Origin of the sequence: Clostridium kluyveri DSM 555 (genome assembly GCF_000016505.1) — a bacterium.
GTDB classification, from domain to species: domain Bacteria; phylum Bacillota; class Clostridia; order Clostridiales; family Clostridiaceae; genus Clostridium_B; species Clostridium_B kluyveri.
Window position 1 is genome coordinate 1,790,118 of sequence record NC_009706.1, and the last position, 16,899, is coordinate 1,807,016.

Annotated in this window: 22 protein-coding genes; 15 read left to right on the forward strand and 7 right to left on the reverse strand. The window is 30.8% G+C overall.

Features of this window, described 5'->3' with window-relative positions; translation table 11 throughout:
* Positions 1-15: 15 nt before the first annotated feature.
* Positions 16-600, forward strand: coding sequence for a cell wall-binding repeat-containing protein (locus CKL_RS21520; RefSeq protein WP_278184199.1), 585 nt, complete (start codon positions 16-18; stop codon positions 598-600).
* 104 nt (positions 601-704) lie between these two features.
* Here the strand turns inward: CKL_RS21520 and CKL_RS20635 are convergent, their stop codons facing one another.
* The 4 genes from CKL_RS20635 to CKL_RS08365 form a co-directional block, all read right to left on the reverse strand.
* Complete coding sequence (locus tag CKL_RS20635; RefSeq protein ID WP_012102096.1) at positions 705-872, reverse strand: hypothetical protein; 168 nt, start codon at positions 870-872, stop codon at positions 705-707.
* Positions 873-1,004: 132 nt separating this feature from the next.
* Complete coding sequence (locus CKL_RS08355) at positions 1,005-2,258, reverse strand: Ger(x)C family spore germination protein (RefSeq protein ID WP_012620496.1); 1,254 nt, start codon at positions 2,256-2,258, stop codon at positions 1,005-1,007.
* Positions 2,252-3,349, reverse strand: a complete 1,098-nt coding sequence (locus CKL_RS08360; RefSeq protein WP_012102098.1) for a GerAB/ArcD/ProY family transporter — start codon at positions 3,347-3,349, stop codon at positions 2,252-2,254. The genes CKL_RS08355 and CKL_RS08360 overlap by 7 nt, the downstream gene beginning before the upstream one ends.
* Positions 3,350-3,369: 20 nt before the next feature.
* A complete protein-coding gene (locus tag CKL_RS08365; RefSeq protein WP_012620497.1) occupies positions 3,370-4,875 on the reverse strand; it encodes a spore germination protein in 1,506 nt (501 codons plus the stop codon).
* A 348-nt stretch (positions 4,876-5,223) separates the two neighbouring features.
* On the opposite strand from CKL_RS08365, the gene CKL_RS08370 reads away from it, so the two are divergent.
* The 6 genes from CKL_RS08370 to CKL_RS20640 are packed head-to-tail and all read left to right on the forward strand — an operon-like array spanning position 5,224 to position 10,159.
* A complete protein-coding gene (locus CKL_RS08370; RefSeq protein WP_012102100.1) occupies positions 5,224-5,709 on the forward strand; it encodes a hypothetical protein in 486 nt (161 codons plus the stop codon).
* 21 nt (positions 5,710-5,730) lie between these two features.
* Positions 5,731-6,792 (forward strand): radical SAM protein, encoded by a 1,062-nt coding sequence (locus tag CKL_RS08375; protein ID WP_012102101.1) that lies wholly within the window; start codon positions 5,731-5,733, stop codon positions 6,790-6,792.
* A gap of 55 nt (positions 6,793-6,847) precedes the next feature.
* On the forward strand, positions 6,848-7,933 hold the full coding sequence (locus CKL_RS08380; protein WP_012102102.1) for a FecCD family ABC transporter permease: 1,086 nt from the start codon (positions 6,848-6,850) through the stop codon (positions 7,931-7,933).
* Positions 7,930-8,715, forward strand: coding sequence for an ABC transporter ATP-binding protein (locus tag CKL_RS08385; protein WP_012102103.1), 786 nt, complete (start codon positions 7,930-7,932; stop codon positions 8,713-8,715). Before CKL_RS08380 ends, CKL_RS08385 begins: the two co-directional genes overlap by 4 nt.
* A gap of 41 nt (positions 8,716-8,756) precedes the next feature.
* Positions 8,757-9,839, forward strand: a complete 1,083-nt coding sequence (locus CKL_RS08390) for an ABC transporter substrate-binding protein (RefSeq protein WP_012102104.1) — start codon at positions 8,757-8,759, stop codon at positions 9,837-9,839.
* Positions 9,840-9,880: 41 nt separating this feature from the next.
* Positions 9,881-10,159, forward strand: a complete 279-nt coding sequence (locus tag CKL_RS20640; RefSeq protein ID WP_012102105.1) for an ABC transporter substrate-binding protein — start codon at positions 9,881-9,883, stop codon at positions 10,157-10,159.
* Between the two features lie 74 nt (positions 10,160-10,233).
* On the opposite strand, the gene CKL_RS21250 is transcribed toward CKL_RS20640, so the two are convergent.
* Both CKL_RS21250 and CKL_RS21255 read right to left on the reverse strand, forming a co-directional pair.
* On the reverse strand, positions 10,234-10,407 hold the full coding sequence (locus CKL_RS21250) for an HAD hydrolase-like protein (RefSeq protein ID WP_341271436.1): 174 nt from the start codon (positions 10,405-10,407) through the stop codon (positions 10,234-10,236).
* A complete protein-coding gene (locus CKL_RS21255; RefSeq protein WP_012102106.1) occupies positions 10,404-10,661 on the reverse strand; it encodes an HAD hydrolase-like protein in 258 nt (85 codons plus the stop codon). The genes CKL_RS21250 and CKL_RS21255 overlap by 4 nt, the downstream gene beginning before the upstream one ends.
* A 219-nt stretch (positions 10,662-10,880) precedes the next feature.
* On the opposite strand from CKL_RS21255, the gene CKL_RS08405 reads away from it, so the two are divergent.
* From CKL_RS08405 to CKL_RS08440, 8 genes are all read left to right on the forward strand, one after another.
* Positions 10,881-11,243, forward strand: coding sequence for an ArsR/SmtB family transcription factor (locus CKL_RS08405; protein WP_012102107.1), 363 nt, complete (start codon positions 10,881-10,883; stop codon positions 11,241-11,243).
* A 34-nt stretch (positions 11,244-11,277) separates the two neighbouring features.
* Positions 11,278-12,294 (forward strand): permease, encoded by a 1,017-nt coding sequence (locus tag CKL_RS08410; protein ID WP_012102108.1) that lies wholly within the window; start codon positions 11,278-11,280, stop codon positions 12,292-12,294.
* A gap of 52 nt (positions 12,295-12,346) precedes the next feature.
* Positions 12,347-12,574 (forward strand): thioredoxin family protein, encoded by a 228-nt coding sequence (locus CKL_RS08415; protein ID WP_012102109.1) that lies wholly within the window; start codon positions 12,347-12,349, stop codon positions 12,572-12,574.
* 170 nt (positions 12,575-12,744) lie between these two features.
* Positions 12,745-12,996 (forward strand): hypothetical protein, encoded by a 252-nt coding sequence (locus CKL_RS08420; RefSeq protein WP_012102110.1) that lies wholly within the window; start codon positions 12,745-12,747, stop codon positions 12,994-12,996.
* Positions 12,997-13,021: 25 nt separating this feature from the next.
* A complete protein-coding gene (locus CKL_RS20645) occupies positions 13,022-13,351 on the forward strand; it encodes a transposase (RefSeq protein WP_011989064.1) in 330 nt (109 codons plus the stop codon).
* Positions 13,352-13,368: 17 nt separating this feature from the next.
* Complete coding sequence (locus tag CKL_RS08430) at positions 13,369-14,277, forward strand: IS3 family transposase (RefSeq protein ID WP_242649470.1); 909 nt, start codon at positions 13,369-13,371, stop codon at positions 14,275-14,277.
* An 11-nt stretch (positions 14,278-14,288) separates the two neighbouring features.
* Positions 14,289-14,516 carry a hypothetical protein gene (locus CKL_RS20270; RefSeq protein ID WP_012102111.1) on the forward strand — a complete coding sequence of 76 codons (228 nt, stop codon included), beginning with the start codon at positions 14,289-14,291 and terminating at the stop codon, positions 14,514-14,516.
* A 405-nt stretch (positions 14,517-14,921) separates the two neighbouring features.
* Entirely contained in the window at positions 14,922-15,431 is a 510-nt protein-coding gene (locus tag CKL_RS08440; protein ID WP_202944273.1) for an arsenate reductase ArsC, read from the forward strand.
* Between the two features lie 148 nt (positions 15,432-15,579).
* Here CKL_RS08440 and nhaA read toward each other — a convergent pair whose 3' ends face one another.
* On the reverse strand, positions 15,580-16,785 hold the full coding sequence (nhaA, locus tag CKL_RS08445; protein ID WP_012102113.1) for a Na+/H+ antiporter NhaA: 1,206 nt from the start codon (positions 16,783-16,785) through the stop codon (positions 15,580-15,582).
* Between the last annotated feature and the right edge of the window lie 114 nt (positions 16,786-16,899).

Sequence of the window (16,899 nt, forward strand, 5' to 3'; positions counted from 1 at the left end):
AATGTCTTAAAAACTATGGGAATAAATACAGAGAGAATATCCGGTTCAGACAGATATGCTACTTCACTTGCAGTTGCAAAACAAATAAGTAGCCCTGGACAGGTATTTATAGTTTCTGGAAAAGGATTTGCAGATGGCATATCTATATCATCTTATGCAGCCTTGTCAGAAAGTCCTATACTTTTGACAGATGGCAGCCAGTTAAGTGATGGTGCCTTGCAATATATAAAGGACCATAAAAGTACACCATACATAATTGGTGGAATTGGAGTTGTAAATGACAGCATAGTGAAAAATTTAGGAGCCGAAAGGATATCAGGCCCAGATAGATATGCTACCAATCTTGCCATATTAAATAAATTTGATGATAAATACAATTTATCCAATATTTATCTTGCCTCAGGAAGTGAATTTGCAGATGCTCTCTGTGGTTCTGCTACAGCCGGCGAAGAAAATGCACCAGTTGTATTACTTGATAAAAATAATTCTAGTGATATAAAAAATTATATTAAATCAAAAACAGCAAATACCAATCAGATTGATATTCTGGGAGGAGAAGGAGTAGTATCTCAAGATATTATTAATCAGATTTTACAATGAACAATTATTTTCCTAGCCAACAATCTTAGTATTACCTAAAATAAACTCATTACTTACTTGCATGATACCACTTAATACTGCTTTAAATAAGCAGCATTATATTCTTATAATCTATTGTTAATTTCTATCCATATAGATAGAAACAGTATAATAAGTGCCAGTATCATTATATTAATACTGGCAAATTTTTTTCCCTCTTTCCAAACTCCTATACCTATTTTAACTGTATAGAAACAAATAAGAATATATACTAGTACTATTATCCATTTCATAACAATTCTCCTCTATATTTACATCATTACTTCACATTTTAACTGCTCTGTCTACTTGATGATTAAGCCATTCTTAAATTCAGATAGTGGCCTTCAGATAAATATAAGTATTACTTTTGTATGTTTATTGCTTTAATCCCCCTGTATATCTTTCGGTGGATTAAGCTGTTTTCCAAAACTCCCTATTTTTACATCAAAATTTACAGAAATTTGTGCTTTAGTATATTTATCCATCCAGTTATACTTCTGGTATTCTTCAAAAGTCCAAAATTTTTTCCTAACCTCCAATCCCCACAAAAAGGGTTCTCCTCTAAAATCTTCTTGTGTCTTTTTTACTAATTTATTTGCTTTTTCTTCAAGCTGATTCTTTATTGCATCTTTTAGTATATGTTCCTTATCTTTAACTCCAACATATTTTACAAAGCTTGGTATAGCTAAAATTTCTATTTCTACAGGCACAACTACATTGATCCTTGGCCTATATGAACTAGTATCAATTTTAATTTTATTTTTTCCACCTTTTATTAACCTTGCAGATATTTTATATTTTTTATCAATTGGATCTTCAAAGGTAAAAAGCATACTTTCTACTTCATTTTTAGGTCTTAAAAGTGCTACAAATCTATTTTCATCACCTGTAAGACTTCCTATCATTCTTCCCCTCTTAAATACTGCAGAGCCTATTACTTGAGTAGGATTGCCTCCTTTAAAATTCATTTGCCCTGGAAGATAATCGGCTTCATTTCCATAATCCTTGGAAGAATATCTTTTTGTGGATGTATAGACTCCTAAAAATAAACTTGTATTTTCTTCTGTTCTCTGTAAAAATCTATTTAAATCGGATATGGTTATAAATTCTGTATCCCTCCACCTGTTTATAACAAAATCAAAATATTTACTTGTTCTATCTTCTAACCTTGGATTATTTCTATTTAAAAATTCAGATGCTTTTTCACGACATATAAATATATTCATAGTTCTTCTAAATTCTTTATCTCTAATTGCTGCTTCCAAAATGTGAAAAAACTCTGGATTTCTTGCAAAATCTTCCCCTACAATCAAAACTCTGGTATGTGCTAGAGTAATTCGTCTTGCTACAACTACATTTATCATATCTCTAGCAGCAATTAAATCCGGTGATTCAAAAGTAATGTTTTCATTTTTTTCCTGGTCAGGTGAACCCCCATCCCCGCTTGAAGGGCCAGCTCCATACTTTACATTAACAATTTGATATGTAATACTGAGATTATTGTTTTTTCCTTTATCAATACCTATAGCAGATACATATCCCTGTTCCTCTAATTCAATAATATTTTTATGACATCCACTGCATAAAAATACCATGAAAATAGAAATAACTAAATAACACATTATTCTCTTCAGCACTTTTTATAATCCCCTTTCCACTGTGAAATTACTAAAAGCAATAAAGGTACTACTATACTGATAATAGTTATTATAGGAACAACTCTATTATTAAAGAACCTGGAAAAATCCCGTGGACTTTCAGGAATTATACTTATTATAGTTATAAGTGCTGCTACAGGTAGAATCAAAGGCTCAACTTTTCCCAATTTCAATGTATGGGTAAATATGGCAGAAGACAAATACAAAGCTGTAGAATAATAGATAGCGATTACCACAACAGTCCATGGTAAAAATACAGCTTGCAAATTTGTGATAAATCTAGTTAAACGAAGCATTCTTGTAATGGTATGTAAAGGATAGCTTATAATTGTAATAGCTGGATAATCAAAAGCCATTTGAAAGAATGCAAAGGAAATACTCAAAATAATAGCGGACACTGTTAATGCAGTTAAACTGGCAGTTTTAAAGTTTTTATAGCTTTTAAACATAGGATAACAAACAGATAATATTATTATCACCTGATAAATAAAACTATTGCGTATCCCCCCCATTATTATATGTTTCACACCTTTTCCCGCAATGGGAAACAAAAATTCAGTGGTTATAAGCGGCATGGCAAATACAATAAGAACAATAAAAACCCCTATAATGTATGGCATTAGCATAGATGAAGCTCTTGCAAGAGCTTTCAATCCTAATATAGCCATAAAACAACAAAACCCTATCAACGTAATTATTAAATAACATATATCAGTGTTAGGAAAAAAAAGTGTGTTAATAACAGCACAATCATCAGCTAAATTTGAAGAAATAATTATTATATTCATTATTAAAAGTATATAGCTTATTAGAAATCCAATATACTTTCCAGTTAAATAATAAACTATTTCCAAAAGCCCTTTATTTTTATATCTCTTTAAAAGACATAATATACTTAATATAGGTATAATTAACGCTATTGCAGAAAATATAGGAATGATCCACCCTGCATTTTGGCCAGCCTTAAAAAAAACACTGGATGTGCTATTGGTAATTTTTTCAAAAAGCATAATAATTATTAAAGCTACACATTCTCTGGTACCAATTTTACCATCAGAATTTTCTAACATTTAGTGTACACCACCTTACTTCACTTTTGCTTCCACACATTCTGTATATTTATATTAATAGTTTTTTTATTTTGCTTAAATACCAACCTTCTCATGATAAAATCTTTAGAAGACGGCTTTTGTGGAGATTTTGGTGAAAAAAATGGAATTCCAAAGGATTCAAAAGCACAGGCATAAGTGAGAAAAGCTGTAGCCAATAATCCAACTCCATACAGTCCACCAACAGCTCCGGCTATTAAGAATATGAATCTTCCTATTCTTACTAAAAAGCTCAAATTCATTTCCGGAATAGCAAAAGAAGATAATCCCGTAAGAGCTACAATTATTACTAATATAGGACTAACAATAGTAGCTTCCACCGCTGCCTGACCTAAAATTAAAGCTCCAACAATTCCAATAGTAGATCCCATACTCGAAGGCATTCTCACTCCTGCTTCTCTCATAAGCTCAAAAGATATTTCCATTAATAGAATTTCAAATATTACAGGAAGAGGCAATTTTTCCCTTGAGGAAGCAATGGCAATAACTAAATCGGTAGGAATCATGTCTACATGATAAGTGGACAGTGCTATGTATACTCCTGGAAGAAACAAAGAGATAAAAAATGCAAGTATTCTTATGGCACGTAATAGATTTCCATACATCCATCTCTGATAGGTATCTTCAGAAGTATGGAATAAAGTCCAAAAGGTTACCGGTACAATAACAACATTAGGTGTAGATCCAATTAAAAGTGCTATATGACCTTCCTTTAAAAAAGAAGAAACTCTGTCCGGTCGTTCTGTCTCAAAAGTAGATGGCAAAATTGAATAAGGTCTGTCTTCTATGCACTGCTGAAGAATAGATGCATTTTCTATATTTTTATCAATAATTTTACTGATTCTTGTCTTAACCTCTTTAAGCAAAGTAACACTTACAATATTTTTTATGTACATGATGAATACTTCATCATGATTATCTTTACCAAAGGATATAGCTTCTGTAATCAGCCCAGGATCTTTTAATGATTTTCTTATTAAGGAACGGTTACCTTCATTCCACTCAGTAAATGCTTCCTGTGGACCCTTTAATGTATTTTCAACTGTTGGCTTTTCCACACCTCTATGTTGAACCTTTGAGGTATGAATCATTAGGACCTCATTATATCCATTAACGAACAACACAGTATCTCCATCTAGAATTCCTTTAATTACATCTTCATATGTATTTACTTTTGAAACAATATTTACAGTCAATACCTTCTCCATTAAAATTGTTCCAATGTCCCCATGTGAATCTTCCAACTTGGTATACATTAGTGGTAGAATAATGTGATTCTCTATTTTTTCTTTATCTACAATTGTATTCATACATAGGATGGTTGCTTTTCTATTTAAGCATTGTATGCAGATATCTTTAACTAAATAATCTTTATTTACAGGATAAGAAAAAAAACTATTCACCTTTTTTACATTTTCTCCTAAATTTGCCGATATAGATTCCTTTATTATATTGTTATTTTCAATAGAAGATTTCAATATAGTCACCTCTTCTTTACAATTGTTTGAAAGTTGCGGTTATATAATGTACTTAAGATATTATGTGTATTTTTTAATAAAATATGAAAAATAATAGTTAATTCTTAAATACTGCAGCAGCTTTACAATCAGAAATTGCATGATAATTTATATATTAATAATTTACAAGCTATTATTTTGATAAATCAATAAAAATTTGCTTATAAAACTTGACTTTTAATAAAATAAAAAATATAATAATACGAAACAGCACAAAACATAACTAAAGTAGCTATTTTAAGAGATCATATAACTTTTAATACTAAAATGCATTAAAACATTTTAGTAAACATTTAAAAAATGGAGAGGTGAAAAATTATGAAAATAAGAACTGATTATGTAACAAACAGTAGTTCTGTAAGTTATATAATTACAATGAATGTAGACTTTATTGAGTTTATGAAAAAGAAAAAACCTGAATTTTATACTAACACTGCAAAAAGAAGCAGAATCTATAATGCAGTACGAGAAGATTTAATTAATACTGGGACAAAGGTGGAATTACTTGATAGAGAAGTATACTCTAAGAGATATGCACTTATTAAAAAGAGAGACTGTAAGTATGATATTTCATTTGATAAGCCTATAGAGGATGTAGACTTTTCAACTTTAAGTGATGAAGAATTATGGTCCTACATATATGGCGAATATTTTGTAAATGGAAGACTTTCTGGTGAATTTAAAGGTTTAGGATCTGTTCAGGTAATAAAAGATGATACCCCTCCCATAGAAAAAAATTGCGAAAATATAGCTTGTGGCAGTTGTAAAAAAAAGGATACTGATAAATGTGACAAAATCAAATGATATTTACTGGAGGTGGGATAAATGAAAATAAGAAGGCATAGTAAAAATTATAACTTCTATGGAGATACGGAAACAGGAGTAACTATGCGCTGGGGAAGCTCCATTAATACTAATCCAGAATATGCACCCTGGCCTGAGTTAGCGGATATTTCAATTAGCAATCATTGTACAAAAGGATGTGAATTTTGTTATAAGGGAAGCACAGAAAATAATTCTTTTATGCTGTTGGATGAATATGATTATGTTTTGTCCTCTCTAAATAGTAGAAGGTGGGGAAATGTATTTCAGGTTGCTCTAGGCGGTGGTGAACCTTTAGAACATCCATCTTTTATAGAAATAATTGAAAAAACAAATAAAAAAGGTATTATAGCAAATTTTACAACTAATGGAATTCATCTTGATAAAACTACAGTCAAATATATTAAAGACAAAGTAGGTGCCGCTGCAATATCAGTTGCTGCAATCAATGAATTAAAACTAGATAAAATAAAACTTCTTACAGAAGAAGGCATAAAGGCAAATATACATTTTATCTTAGACAATACGTCAATATATGAGGCTATAGACATTCTAAAAGGTAACTATAATGATTTGCTTAAAAATATTAACGGTATAATATTTTTAACTTACAAGCCCAAAGGGAGAGCTTCTATGGATAAATGTTTAAATATAGATGAGAAGCTTGAAGAATTTACAGCACTAGCAGAGAAGAGCATGTGTACTGCCAGAATAGGTTTTGATGCCTGTTTTGTACCAGTTTTAATGAAATACACAGATGTTAACGTGGATTATATTGATTCCTGTGAATGTGGTTTTTTTTCAGTTTACATTGATGAAGAACTAAATGTACTACCCTGTTCCTTTGCGAATAACCAAAGATCTTCATACAATTTAAAAGAATATACTATGGAAACCATATGGCAGCAGAAATACGAGAATTATAGAAAAGAAATACTAAAGAACACATGCATTAGTCATTGTAAAAACAAAATACACTGCCGTGGAAAATGTATTTATTATGATAAGTTGTCCTTTTGTTATAAAGGTCCAGAAACTGAAAAGAAGATTTTAGAAGTCTATTAATAACATTATATTTAATAACTGAGAAAGTTAAATTAATGAAAGGGAGGTGCTCTAAATGAAAAGTGCAAGTGAAATGGAGCAAAAAACAGGAATAGCACTATATGTATCTAACTCCTCAGAAAAAGAAAAAATCAAAAAAAATAATGTTATGCTTATTCTCGTTTTAATGCCTGTAATTGCTTTCATATTATCCCTTACTCTTGGAAGATATGGCATTCCACTTTCTCAATTATTTGATATTTTTACAGGCAAGCTTTTTAATCTTCCTGTAACCTGGCCTCAAACTGTAGAAACAGTTTTGTTTCAAGTTCGTATTCCTAGAATTATTGCTGCCATGATGGTGGGAGCTGCCTTAGCCACAGCAGGTGCCACATATCAAGGGTTATTTAAGAATCCCATGGTTTCCCCAGATATTTTAGGTGCTTCTGCCGGTGCAGGTTTTGGAGCTGCTATTGCTATTTTAATGTCTTTCAACATTGTAGGTATACAATTTTCTGCCTTTTTAGTAGGACTTGCAGCTGTAATCCTCACATACACAATCGCCAGTATTATAGGTAGAGGAAATAATGCCATTTTAGTACTTGTACTTACAGGAATGGTCATTTCAACCTTGTTTTCATCTTTTATTTCTATCACTAAATATGTAGCTGATCCGGAAAGCAAATTACCGGCCATTACTTTCTGGCTTATGGGAGGCCTTTCTTCTGTAAGTACAAGAGATGTAATGATTTTAATTATTCCATTAATTTTAGGAATCATTCCCATATTACTTTTAAGATGGAAACTCAATGTTCTATCTTTTGGAGAAGAGGAAGCTCAGGCCATGGGAATAGACACCCGTAAAATTCGTATAATAGTTATCATTTGTTCAACTTTGCTTACAGCATCATCTGTATCGGTTAGTGGGATGATAGGCTGGGTAGGACTTATTATTCCACATATTGCCAGACTCTTGGTAGGACCCAATTATAAGGTTTTATTGCCTGCTTCTATACTTATCGGAAGTACTTTTCTACTTTTAGTGGACGATGTAGCCCGCAGTGCATTCACTGTGGAAATCCCCCTTGGGATACTTACAGCCATTATAGGTGCTCCTATATTCATTTATCTATTGTTGAAAGGAAGGAGAGGTTGGGTATGAATCTAGAAATTAAAAATGCAATTTGCGGTTATGGATTTAGAGCTGTAGTTAAAGGTATATCTGTAAATGTAAAATCTGGAGAAACACTATGTTTGCTTGGACCTAACGGTGTAGGTAAAACTACGCTTTTCAAAACTATTTTGGGCTTTTTAAAATTACAAGGTGGAGAGATTATTTTAGATGGAGAAAATATCAACAACTTATCCAGAAAAAAACTAGCTAAAGCTATTGGGTATGTACCTCAAGCCCATACCCCTCCCTTCCCTTTTTCTGTACTTGATGTTATTACAATGGGGCGTACTGCCCATTTAGGAGCTTTTGCATCACCTTCAAAAAATGATATGGCTATTGCAGAAGAATCTCTAGAAACTTTAGGAATATCATTCCTAAAGAATAAAATTTATACAGAAATCAGTGGAGGAGAACGGCAAATGGTTTTAATAGCAAGAGCGCTAACCCAGCAGCCAAGTATTCTCGTTATGGATGAACCTACTTCTAATTTAGATTTTGGTAACCAAATCAGAGTACTTGAGCAGATCAACTCTCTGGTAAAAAAAGGCTTAGGAGTTATCATGACTACACATTTTCCTGATCATACTTTTCTCTGTTCCAGCAAAGTAGCATTGATGCAGAAAAATAATATATTTACTGTGGGCAGTGTAGATGATGTGGTTACTGAAGAAAATTTAAGGTCAGCTTATGGAGTTGATGTAAAGATTACCAGTACAGTAAATAGTCGAGGTGAACCTATAAAGGCATGTATACCTTTGTTAACCAACTAACTACTGCTAAAAATTAATACATAATTAGGAGTGATTACACTATGAAGAAAAAATCAGCTTTAATATTATTTATTATTATACTAGGAGTTTTTTCATTGATTGGGTGCAGTAAACAAACATCCGAAACTCAAACTTCTACTAAATCTGACAAGATAACAGTTACAGATTCAAGCGGAGCTAAGGTAGAAGTACCTACTAATATTTCTCGTATTGCCGATGCCTGGGGAGCTCACAATGCAGTGGTGACAATGCTTGGATCCGGAGATAAAATAGTGGCCACCACCCTTAATGCCCAGTTAAAACCCTGGCTTTTTAAAGTAACTCCTAAAATGAATAACGCAGTTACTGCATTCAATGTAGATGCAAGTAACATAAATATGGAAGAACTTATTAAAACTAAACCAGATATTTTATTCATGCCTACAGGAAATAAAAATATTAGCAAAATGTCAGATTTAAAAATTCCAGTTGTTCAAGTTAGCTTTAAAGATTTTGACAGTTTAAAGAAATGTGTAAAACTTACAGGAGATATTCTGGGAGAAGAAGGTAAAAAAAGAGCTGAAGAGTATACCTCCTATTTAGATGAAAAAATAAATACGTTAACCAGCGTAACTTCTAAAATACCTGAAGACCAAAAGCTTAAAGTACTTCACCTATCAGATCTTTCTCCATTAAAGGTAGATGGAAAAGGGACAATAATTGACTCCTGGATACAAATAGCAGGAGGCATAAATGTATCCTCCGATGTTGATGGCAATACCAAAGAAGTATCCATGGAGCAAATATTAACGTGGAATCCTGATGTTATTATAGTAAGCAGCACAGTGGGTAGTGCAGATAGAAAAGAAAGTATTAATAAAATATTAAAGGATGAATCTTGGAAAAAAACAACTGCAGTACAAAAAGGAAGAGTATATGTAAATCCCGACGGAGTTTTTTCCTGGGATAGATATAGTGCTGAGGAAGTCCTTCAAATCCAATGGGCAGCAAAGACCTTATATCCCGGAAAGTTCCAATCTCTAGATATTTCCAAAGAAACTAAATGGTTTTATAAAACATTTTTCAATTACTCTCTTTCAGATAATGAAGTTGAAAGAATTTTAAATGGACAAGCACCACAATAAACTGATTAATTTATGAATTATGTAAGGAGATGTGTTCAATTTTGAAAAGACAGAGTTTTAAATTATTAAATATATTTTTAATAATACTGACTTTAGTGCTGTGGTCAGCAGGATGCACAAATAGACAATCTGAACAAACCCAGAGTGAAAGTACACAATCTGCTAAAAAAACTATTACGGATATGTCAGGAAGGAAAGTAACCCTACCTTCCCAGGTCAACCGAATAGCCATAAATGAAACAGCAATGACTCAATTAGGGGTAATACCAGCAGCCATGTCATGTACTGAAAAGCATATACTGTATAAAGGTAATTTATGAATATAGTATTTATATGTATAAAAATAGACCATATGGTAGAATTAATATCCATCATGTGGTCTTAGTTACTAAACTTAATAAGAAGATTCCGAACTAACTTTATAGTAAACTTTGTCCACTACCAGATTAACAATGAAATCTGTGCCTGCTTTTTCAAGTTCATCCCTATCACCATATCCGTACAGAACACCAATTGAATCTATTCTTACCTTTTTTGCACCATTAATGTCATGTTCCCTGTCCCCTATATCATTATTACTTTTGGTAAATTGGTGATATTACAGCTTTCTAATGCATATTGAATAACCTCATCTTTTTTAACTTTTGTTCTATCAAGATTACTTCCAGCAATATACGTGAAATATTTGGCAATATCAAACTTCTCTAATATTTGTTGTGCAAATACTTGAGGTTTAGATGTTGCAACAACCAGTATCTTGTTATTATATTCTAATGTTTTAAGTAAATCCTCAATTCCATCATAAACTAAATTTTCAAACATACCCTCAATTACACTTAAACTAATAAACTAATTTTTGAGTTATATTATTAGTCTTTATATTCTTTATAAAGATCTATGGAAAAGTTCTTAAAGTACTAGGATTGTAAAATTTAAATTTATAAGTTGACAAATCCGATATAAAGGAATAATATACTAATATAACCATATGAGTATATGAGCATTGGATTAAAATGTATGATAGTGAAAGGAAGTATAGAAATGTATAAACTTACAAATTTATTTAAAGTATTATCAGATGAAACAAGATTAAGGATTTTAACTCTGCTATATAATAAAGAGTTATGTGTTTGTCAATTACAAGGAATATTGGAAGAAGAATCTCAACCTAAAATTTCAAAACACTTAGCAAAACTTAGAGATATGGAATTTGTAAAGGATGAAAGAAAAGAGAAATTTATATATTACTATTTAAATAATAATGAAATGCTAAAAGAAATCTTAAAAAATATTATAGATAATTCTAGTCAATATGAAGTTATAAAGGATGATCTTGAAAGATTAAAATATGCTGATGAAATTAAGGAAAGAAAAATGTACCAAATTAAAAATAAAGAAGTATAGGTAGTTAATAGAATAGGGATGAGGGGAACTAGTTATGGATTTACTATCAACAATATTTGAGTGGTTAAATGATCAATTGTTAAAGATGACTTGGTTATCTAATTTAGTAAAAAAATTAGTTGAAAATGTTTTTGGATTGTCAACTAATGAAAGGCTTGGGGGAAGTATTCACTTTTTTATATATGATACTATAAAAATATTTATATTGCTTTCGGTGCTTATTTTTATAATATCCTATATCCAGAGCTATTTTCCACCAGAGAGAACAAGAAAGATATTGGGGAATATAAAAGGGATAAAAGGAAATATACTCGGAGCATTACTTGGGACAATTACCCCATTTTGTAGTTGTTCTAGTATTCCAATATTTATAGGATTTACTTCAGCTGCATTACCACTTGGAATAACATTCTCATTTTTAATCTCGTCACCACTTGTAGATTTAGCATCATTGCTTTTATTGATGTCATTCTTTGGAGCAAAGATTGCAATAGCTTATGTAATCGTAGGATTAATACTTGCAGTAATAGGCGGAACAATTATTGATAAATTGAAACTTGAAAAATATGTAGAAAGTTATGTAAAAGAAATTGATAATGTAAATGCTGAAATAATTGAGTTAACTAGAGAAGAAAGAATATCATATTCAAAAGATCAAGTAACACAGATAATTAAAAAGGTATGGCTATATGTATTTATTGGTGTTGGAATAGGTGCAGCAATACACAATTGGATTCCAGAATCAATAATTCAAAATGTTATTGGTGCTAACAATCCATTTTCAGTACTTATAGCAACAGTAGTCGGAATACCAATGTATGCTGATATTTTTGGAACACTCCCAATAGCTGAAGCATTATTTGGCAAAGGTGTAGGAATAGGTACAGTACTTTCATTTATGATGGCAGTTACAACACTTTCACTTCCATCAATAATAATGCTAAGCAAAGTTGTTAAACCTAAATTACTAAGTATATTTGTTGGTATAGTATCTGTCGGAATAATAATAATTGGATATTTATTTAATGCTTTCGGATTTTTATTCGTATAAGTCTAAGGAAGCATACTATAAATGAAAAAATATTAGAAGGAGTTGTATTAAAATGATAATCAAAATATTAGGAACGGGATGTTCAAATTGCAAAAGATTAGAGGAAAATACTAAAAATGCAGTAAAAGAGTTAGGATTAGATGCTACTATTGAAAAGGTTACAGATATTAGGGATATCATGAAATATGGAATTATGAAGACTCCAGGCCTTGTAGTTGATGAAAAAGTTAAAGTTTTTGGAAGAGTTCCAACAGCAGAAGAAATTAAAAAGTATTTATAGTTACCAAGAGGGCTGCCTCAAGATTACATATTTAATTAATTTTGAGATAGCCTTTGTTAAGAGTAAATTATATAGGCTATGGATATGCATGTAATGAGTAACTATATTTTATATGGAATAACAATAATTCTTTTAATTATTTCATTTTATAAGGATAAGCAAAAACAAAGATGACTCTAAAAAAAGCGTGGAAATCCTTTGAAAACATCTTACCACAATTTTTAGGTGTTATTATATTGGTCGGAATACTTCTTTCTATTTTAGATACCCAATTCATATCTAAAATAATAGTTGGAGAATCTGGCTGGTTTGGTGTTATAATATCAGCAGTTATTGGGTCAATAACATTAATCCCTGGTTTTGTGGCCTTTCCTCTTAAGCCCCTAAATAGGTTTGGACCATTACATCTATATTTATTATAATGTAGAAAGTGATTGGAGGTAAACTATGAAAGGAAAAAGTTATACGAAAGAATTAAAAGAAGAGGTATTAAGAGAAGTGAAAGAAGTAGGAAATGTTTCACTGGTATCAAGGAGACATGGGCTCTCAAAATCAACTATATTTACGTGGATAAGGAATTCTAAGGATAAGGATGAGATTAAAATTAAGCCTGGTAGAAAAGCTTTAGTTGAGGGAGAAAAAGAACTTGAAAATGAGCTGACAGAGGTAACAAAAGAAAATGATCATCTAAAAAAATTGTTAGGAGAAAAAGATTTAGAAATAGCAATTCTTAGAGATTTAATAAAAAAATCAAACCCTCAATTAAGGAAAAAGTAGAAATAGCTAAAAAGTATATAGAGCAAGGATACAATGCAGTATTTGTACTTAAAGTAGTTAAACTCGGAAGATCAACATATTACTATAATTTAAGTGTAGAAGGCAAAGAAAAGACTAGGCCTAAAGGTGGAAAGCCAAAAGGATATAGTATAAACAGAGATGGTGAGAAAGTATGCGATGATCAGATTAAGGAATTTATTTTGGAGGCCATTGACGGGGATGCTATTAACTATGGATATAGAAAAATAACTTACCATTTAAGAAAATATTGTAATCTTGTGATTAATCATAAGAAGGTTTATCGGCTTTGCAAAGAGCTCAGAATACTTAAAGATCAGAGAATAATTAGAACTAAAATAAAGAGAAATATTGCAATTAACAGAACTATAACAGGCTCAAATCAACTATGGGAAATGGATATAAAATATGGCTATATAGAAGGTGAGGATAAATTCTTCTACTTACTAAATTTAATTGATATCTTTGATAGGAGCATTATAGATTACCACATGGGTTTACACTGTGAGGCTAAAGATGCTGCAGCACTACTGAGGAAGTGCTTAATAAGAAGAAACTTGTTTGAGGAAGACTCTAAAAAGCCAGTAATAAGAACAGACAACGGACCCCAGTTTATAAGTCATAAATTTGATGAATGCTGTGAAGAACTTAAAATTGAACATGAGAGAATACCAGTGAAGACGCCAAATAAAAACGCACATGTAGAATCATTTCACAGAATACTTGAGGATGAGTGTTTAAAAATTAATGAATTTCAAAGCTATGGAGAAGCATACAAAATAGTAAATGAATTTATGGAATTCTACAATAATAGGAGATTACATTCAAGTTTAAGATTTATGGCTCCACATGAATTTTATAACCTTTATTTTGAAGAAAACCTAACAAACATTCAAATAAGGGTCTAAATTTAATAGAAATGAAGAATTTATTAGATTCTGTCCAAAACGAGGGGGTTAATCCGTTTCCAACTGCACAAATGTTAGTTGAAAATGGTGCAGGGTATATGCAGATAGGGGCATTTGTATCAACTCTCATGATGGTAGGAATAATTACTATGCCTGTTGAGATGAAATATTTTGGGAGAAAACTTACTATATGGAGAAATGTACTTGCATTTATATTTTCATTTTTTATTTCTCCCTGAATTGTGATCTATAAATTTATTTAGGATATAATGTTACATAGTAACATCATATCCTAAGATTATGTAACATTCAATAGCATTGTTTTTATGTAATCTCTTTTAATCCCTATTGTTGGTCCATTCTGAATGTTACAAAAATAAGTTGTGTAACATTGAAAATACTCAGAATGACTATTAATAATTTACTTTGCCCCCGGTTGCAGAGCTACTGGTGTTATCTCTTATCGTACATAATTGTAACTGTCCAAACTAGTTTAGGAATTTATTAAGGTACAAAGTTTTATTTTTTAGTGTGTAAGATTAACTGGATATTATGAATTTATTGTATCATTATATTTATAATGTTAAATATATGCTAAATAATTGTTATAATTATTGATAACTAATATAATCTATCATATGATTATGAATGATTACATAAAAGAATTAGGGAGTGATATTATGCAAAAGAAAGTATTATTTTTATGTACTCAAAATTCTGCAAGAAGCCAAATGGCAGAGGCTATATTAAATGACAAGGGTAAAGATAAATTTATTGCTTTTAGTGCAGGAAGTCAGCCAGCCGATGATATTAATATTCATGCCAAAATTGTCATGAAAGAAATGGGTATAGATATTAGTAATTACAAACCTAAGTCAGTAGAACAATTTTTAAATGAAGAGTTTGATTTTGTTATTACATTATGTGATAAGGCTAAAAATGAATGTCCTATTTTACCCAATGATGCAATTTATGTACACTGGGGAATAACTGACCCAAGAGACTTTAAAGGTAACGAGGAAGAGACAATTACTCACTTTAAAAAAATAAGAAATGAGTTAAATACAAGAATTAATTTACTTATTGATCTACCAGTAGATAAATTAGACAAAGCAACTTTGAGGAAAAGATTAGATGAAATAATTTCAAAATAATATCTTATACTTTAGTACATAGTTATAATAGAAGACCAATGTATTTTATTTAAGAAATGTTAAGCTGGTGATGTTCATAAATTCACATAGAATATTGTGTAACAAAAAATATCATAGATTTACTTTTTAATATACAAAAAATATATCCTTAAACAATATTCACATTATCAGTTTCAGGTTTTATAAGTGCAAAAATTATTAATCCCCATATTGCAGATAAAAGCGAAGCTGCTATTATACTTATCTTTGCTGTAGATAATATAGCTTCATCTGAAAATGATAAAGATGAAATAAATATTGACATTGTAAATCCAATGCCTCCAAGCACACTTGCACCATATAAGTGTTTTTGGTTTACTCCTAAAGGAAACTTAGCAATACCTAATTTTACTAATATTGTTGAAACTCCAAATATACCCAATTGTTTTCCTAAGAAAAGTCCTAAAATAATTCCTACGCTAACAGGTGTTGACATAATTGTTGAAAGACTGATCATATTTATAACTACTCCTGCATTAGCTAATGCAAATATAGGCATAATTAAATAAGAAGAACATGGTGATATTGCATGTTCAAGTTTATTTAGCATTGATTCTTTAAATACTTCTTCATCTCTTGAACCAGGTATTATCATTCCAAGTAATACTCCTGCCAATGTAGCATGTATACCTGATTTGAACATAGTAAACCATAGTACAATTCCAATAATAATAAAAATAGCTGAAGATTTCACTTTAAATTTATTTGCTAATATAAGCACACCAACAATAGCTAAGCTTAATAAAAAGTAAAACCATGATATTTCAGTGCCGTAAAATATTGCAATTACAATAATTGCTCCCAAATCATCAACTATAGCCAAAGCTGTAAGAAAAACTACAATCCCCTTAGGTGCTTTTTTATCAACTAAAGAAATTACCCCTAATGCAAATGCAATATCCGTTGCCATAGGAATTCCGAAGCCATTGATAGTTAGTTGATTATAGTTAAATAATGCATAGAGAATTGCAGGTACAACTATTCCACCTATAGCAGCAGCAATTGGCAGTATAGTTGTTTTTAAGGATTTAAGCTCCCCAATTAACAGCTCTTTCTTAATTTCCATACCAATTACAAAGAAAAATACTGCCATTAATCCATCATTAATCCAACGAGAAATTGGCATTGATACAGATGTTGCTTTATATCCAATTGTTATATTCTTATGTAATATTTCATTGTAAATTGGAACAAAATTAAAATTTGCTAGTAGGATTGCAATAACAGTGCAAGTTAATAATATTATTCCACTAAAAGATTCGCTTCTAAAAAAGTTTAAAAAACTATAAGTTCTATTGTTTGTGTTATTTTTCATACCTCGTATCCTTTCTTATATCATTAAAATTATCTTACAAAAATAAAAAGAGAGGGAAAGCCCTCGTTTATGGGATTAATTTTCTTAACGTGGGCTTTGTCGGTTTTGTTGGCT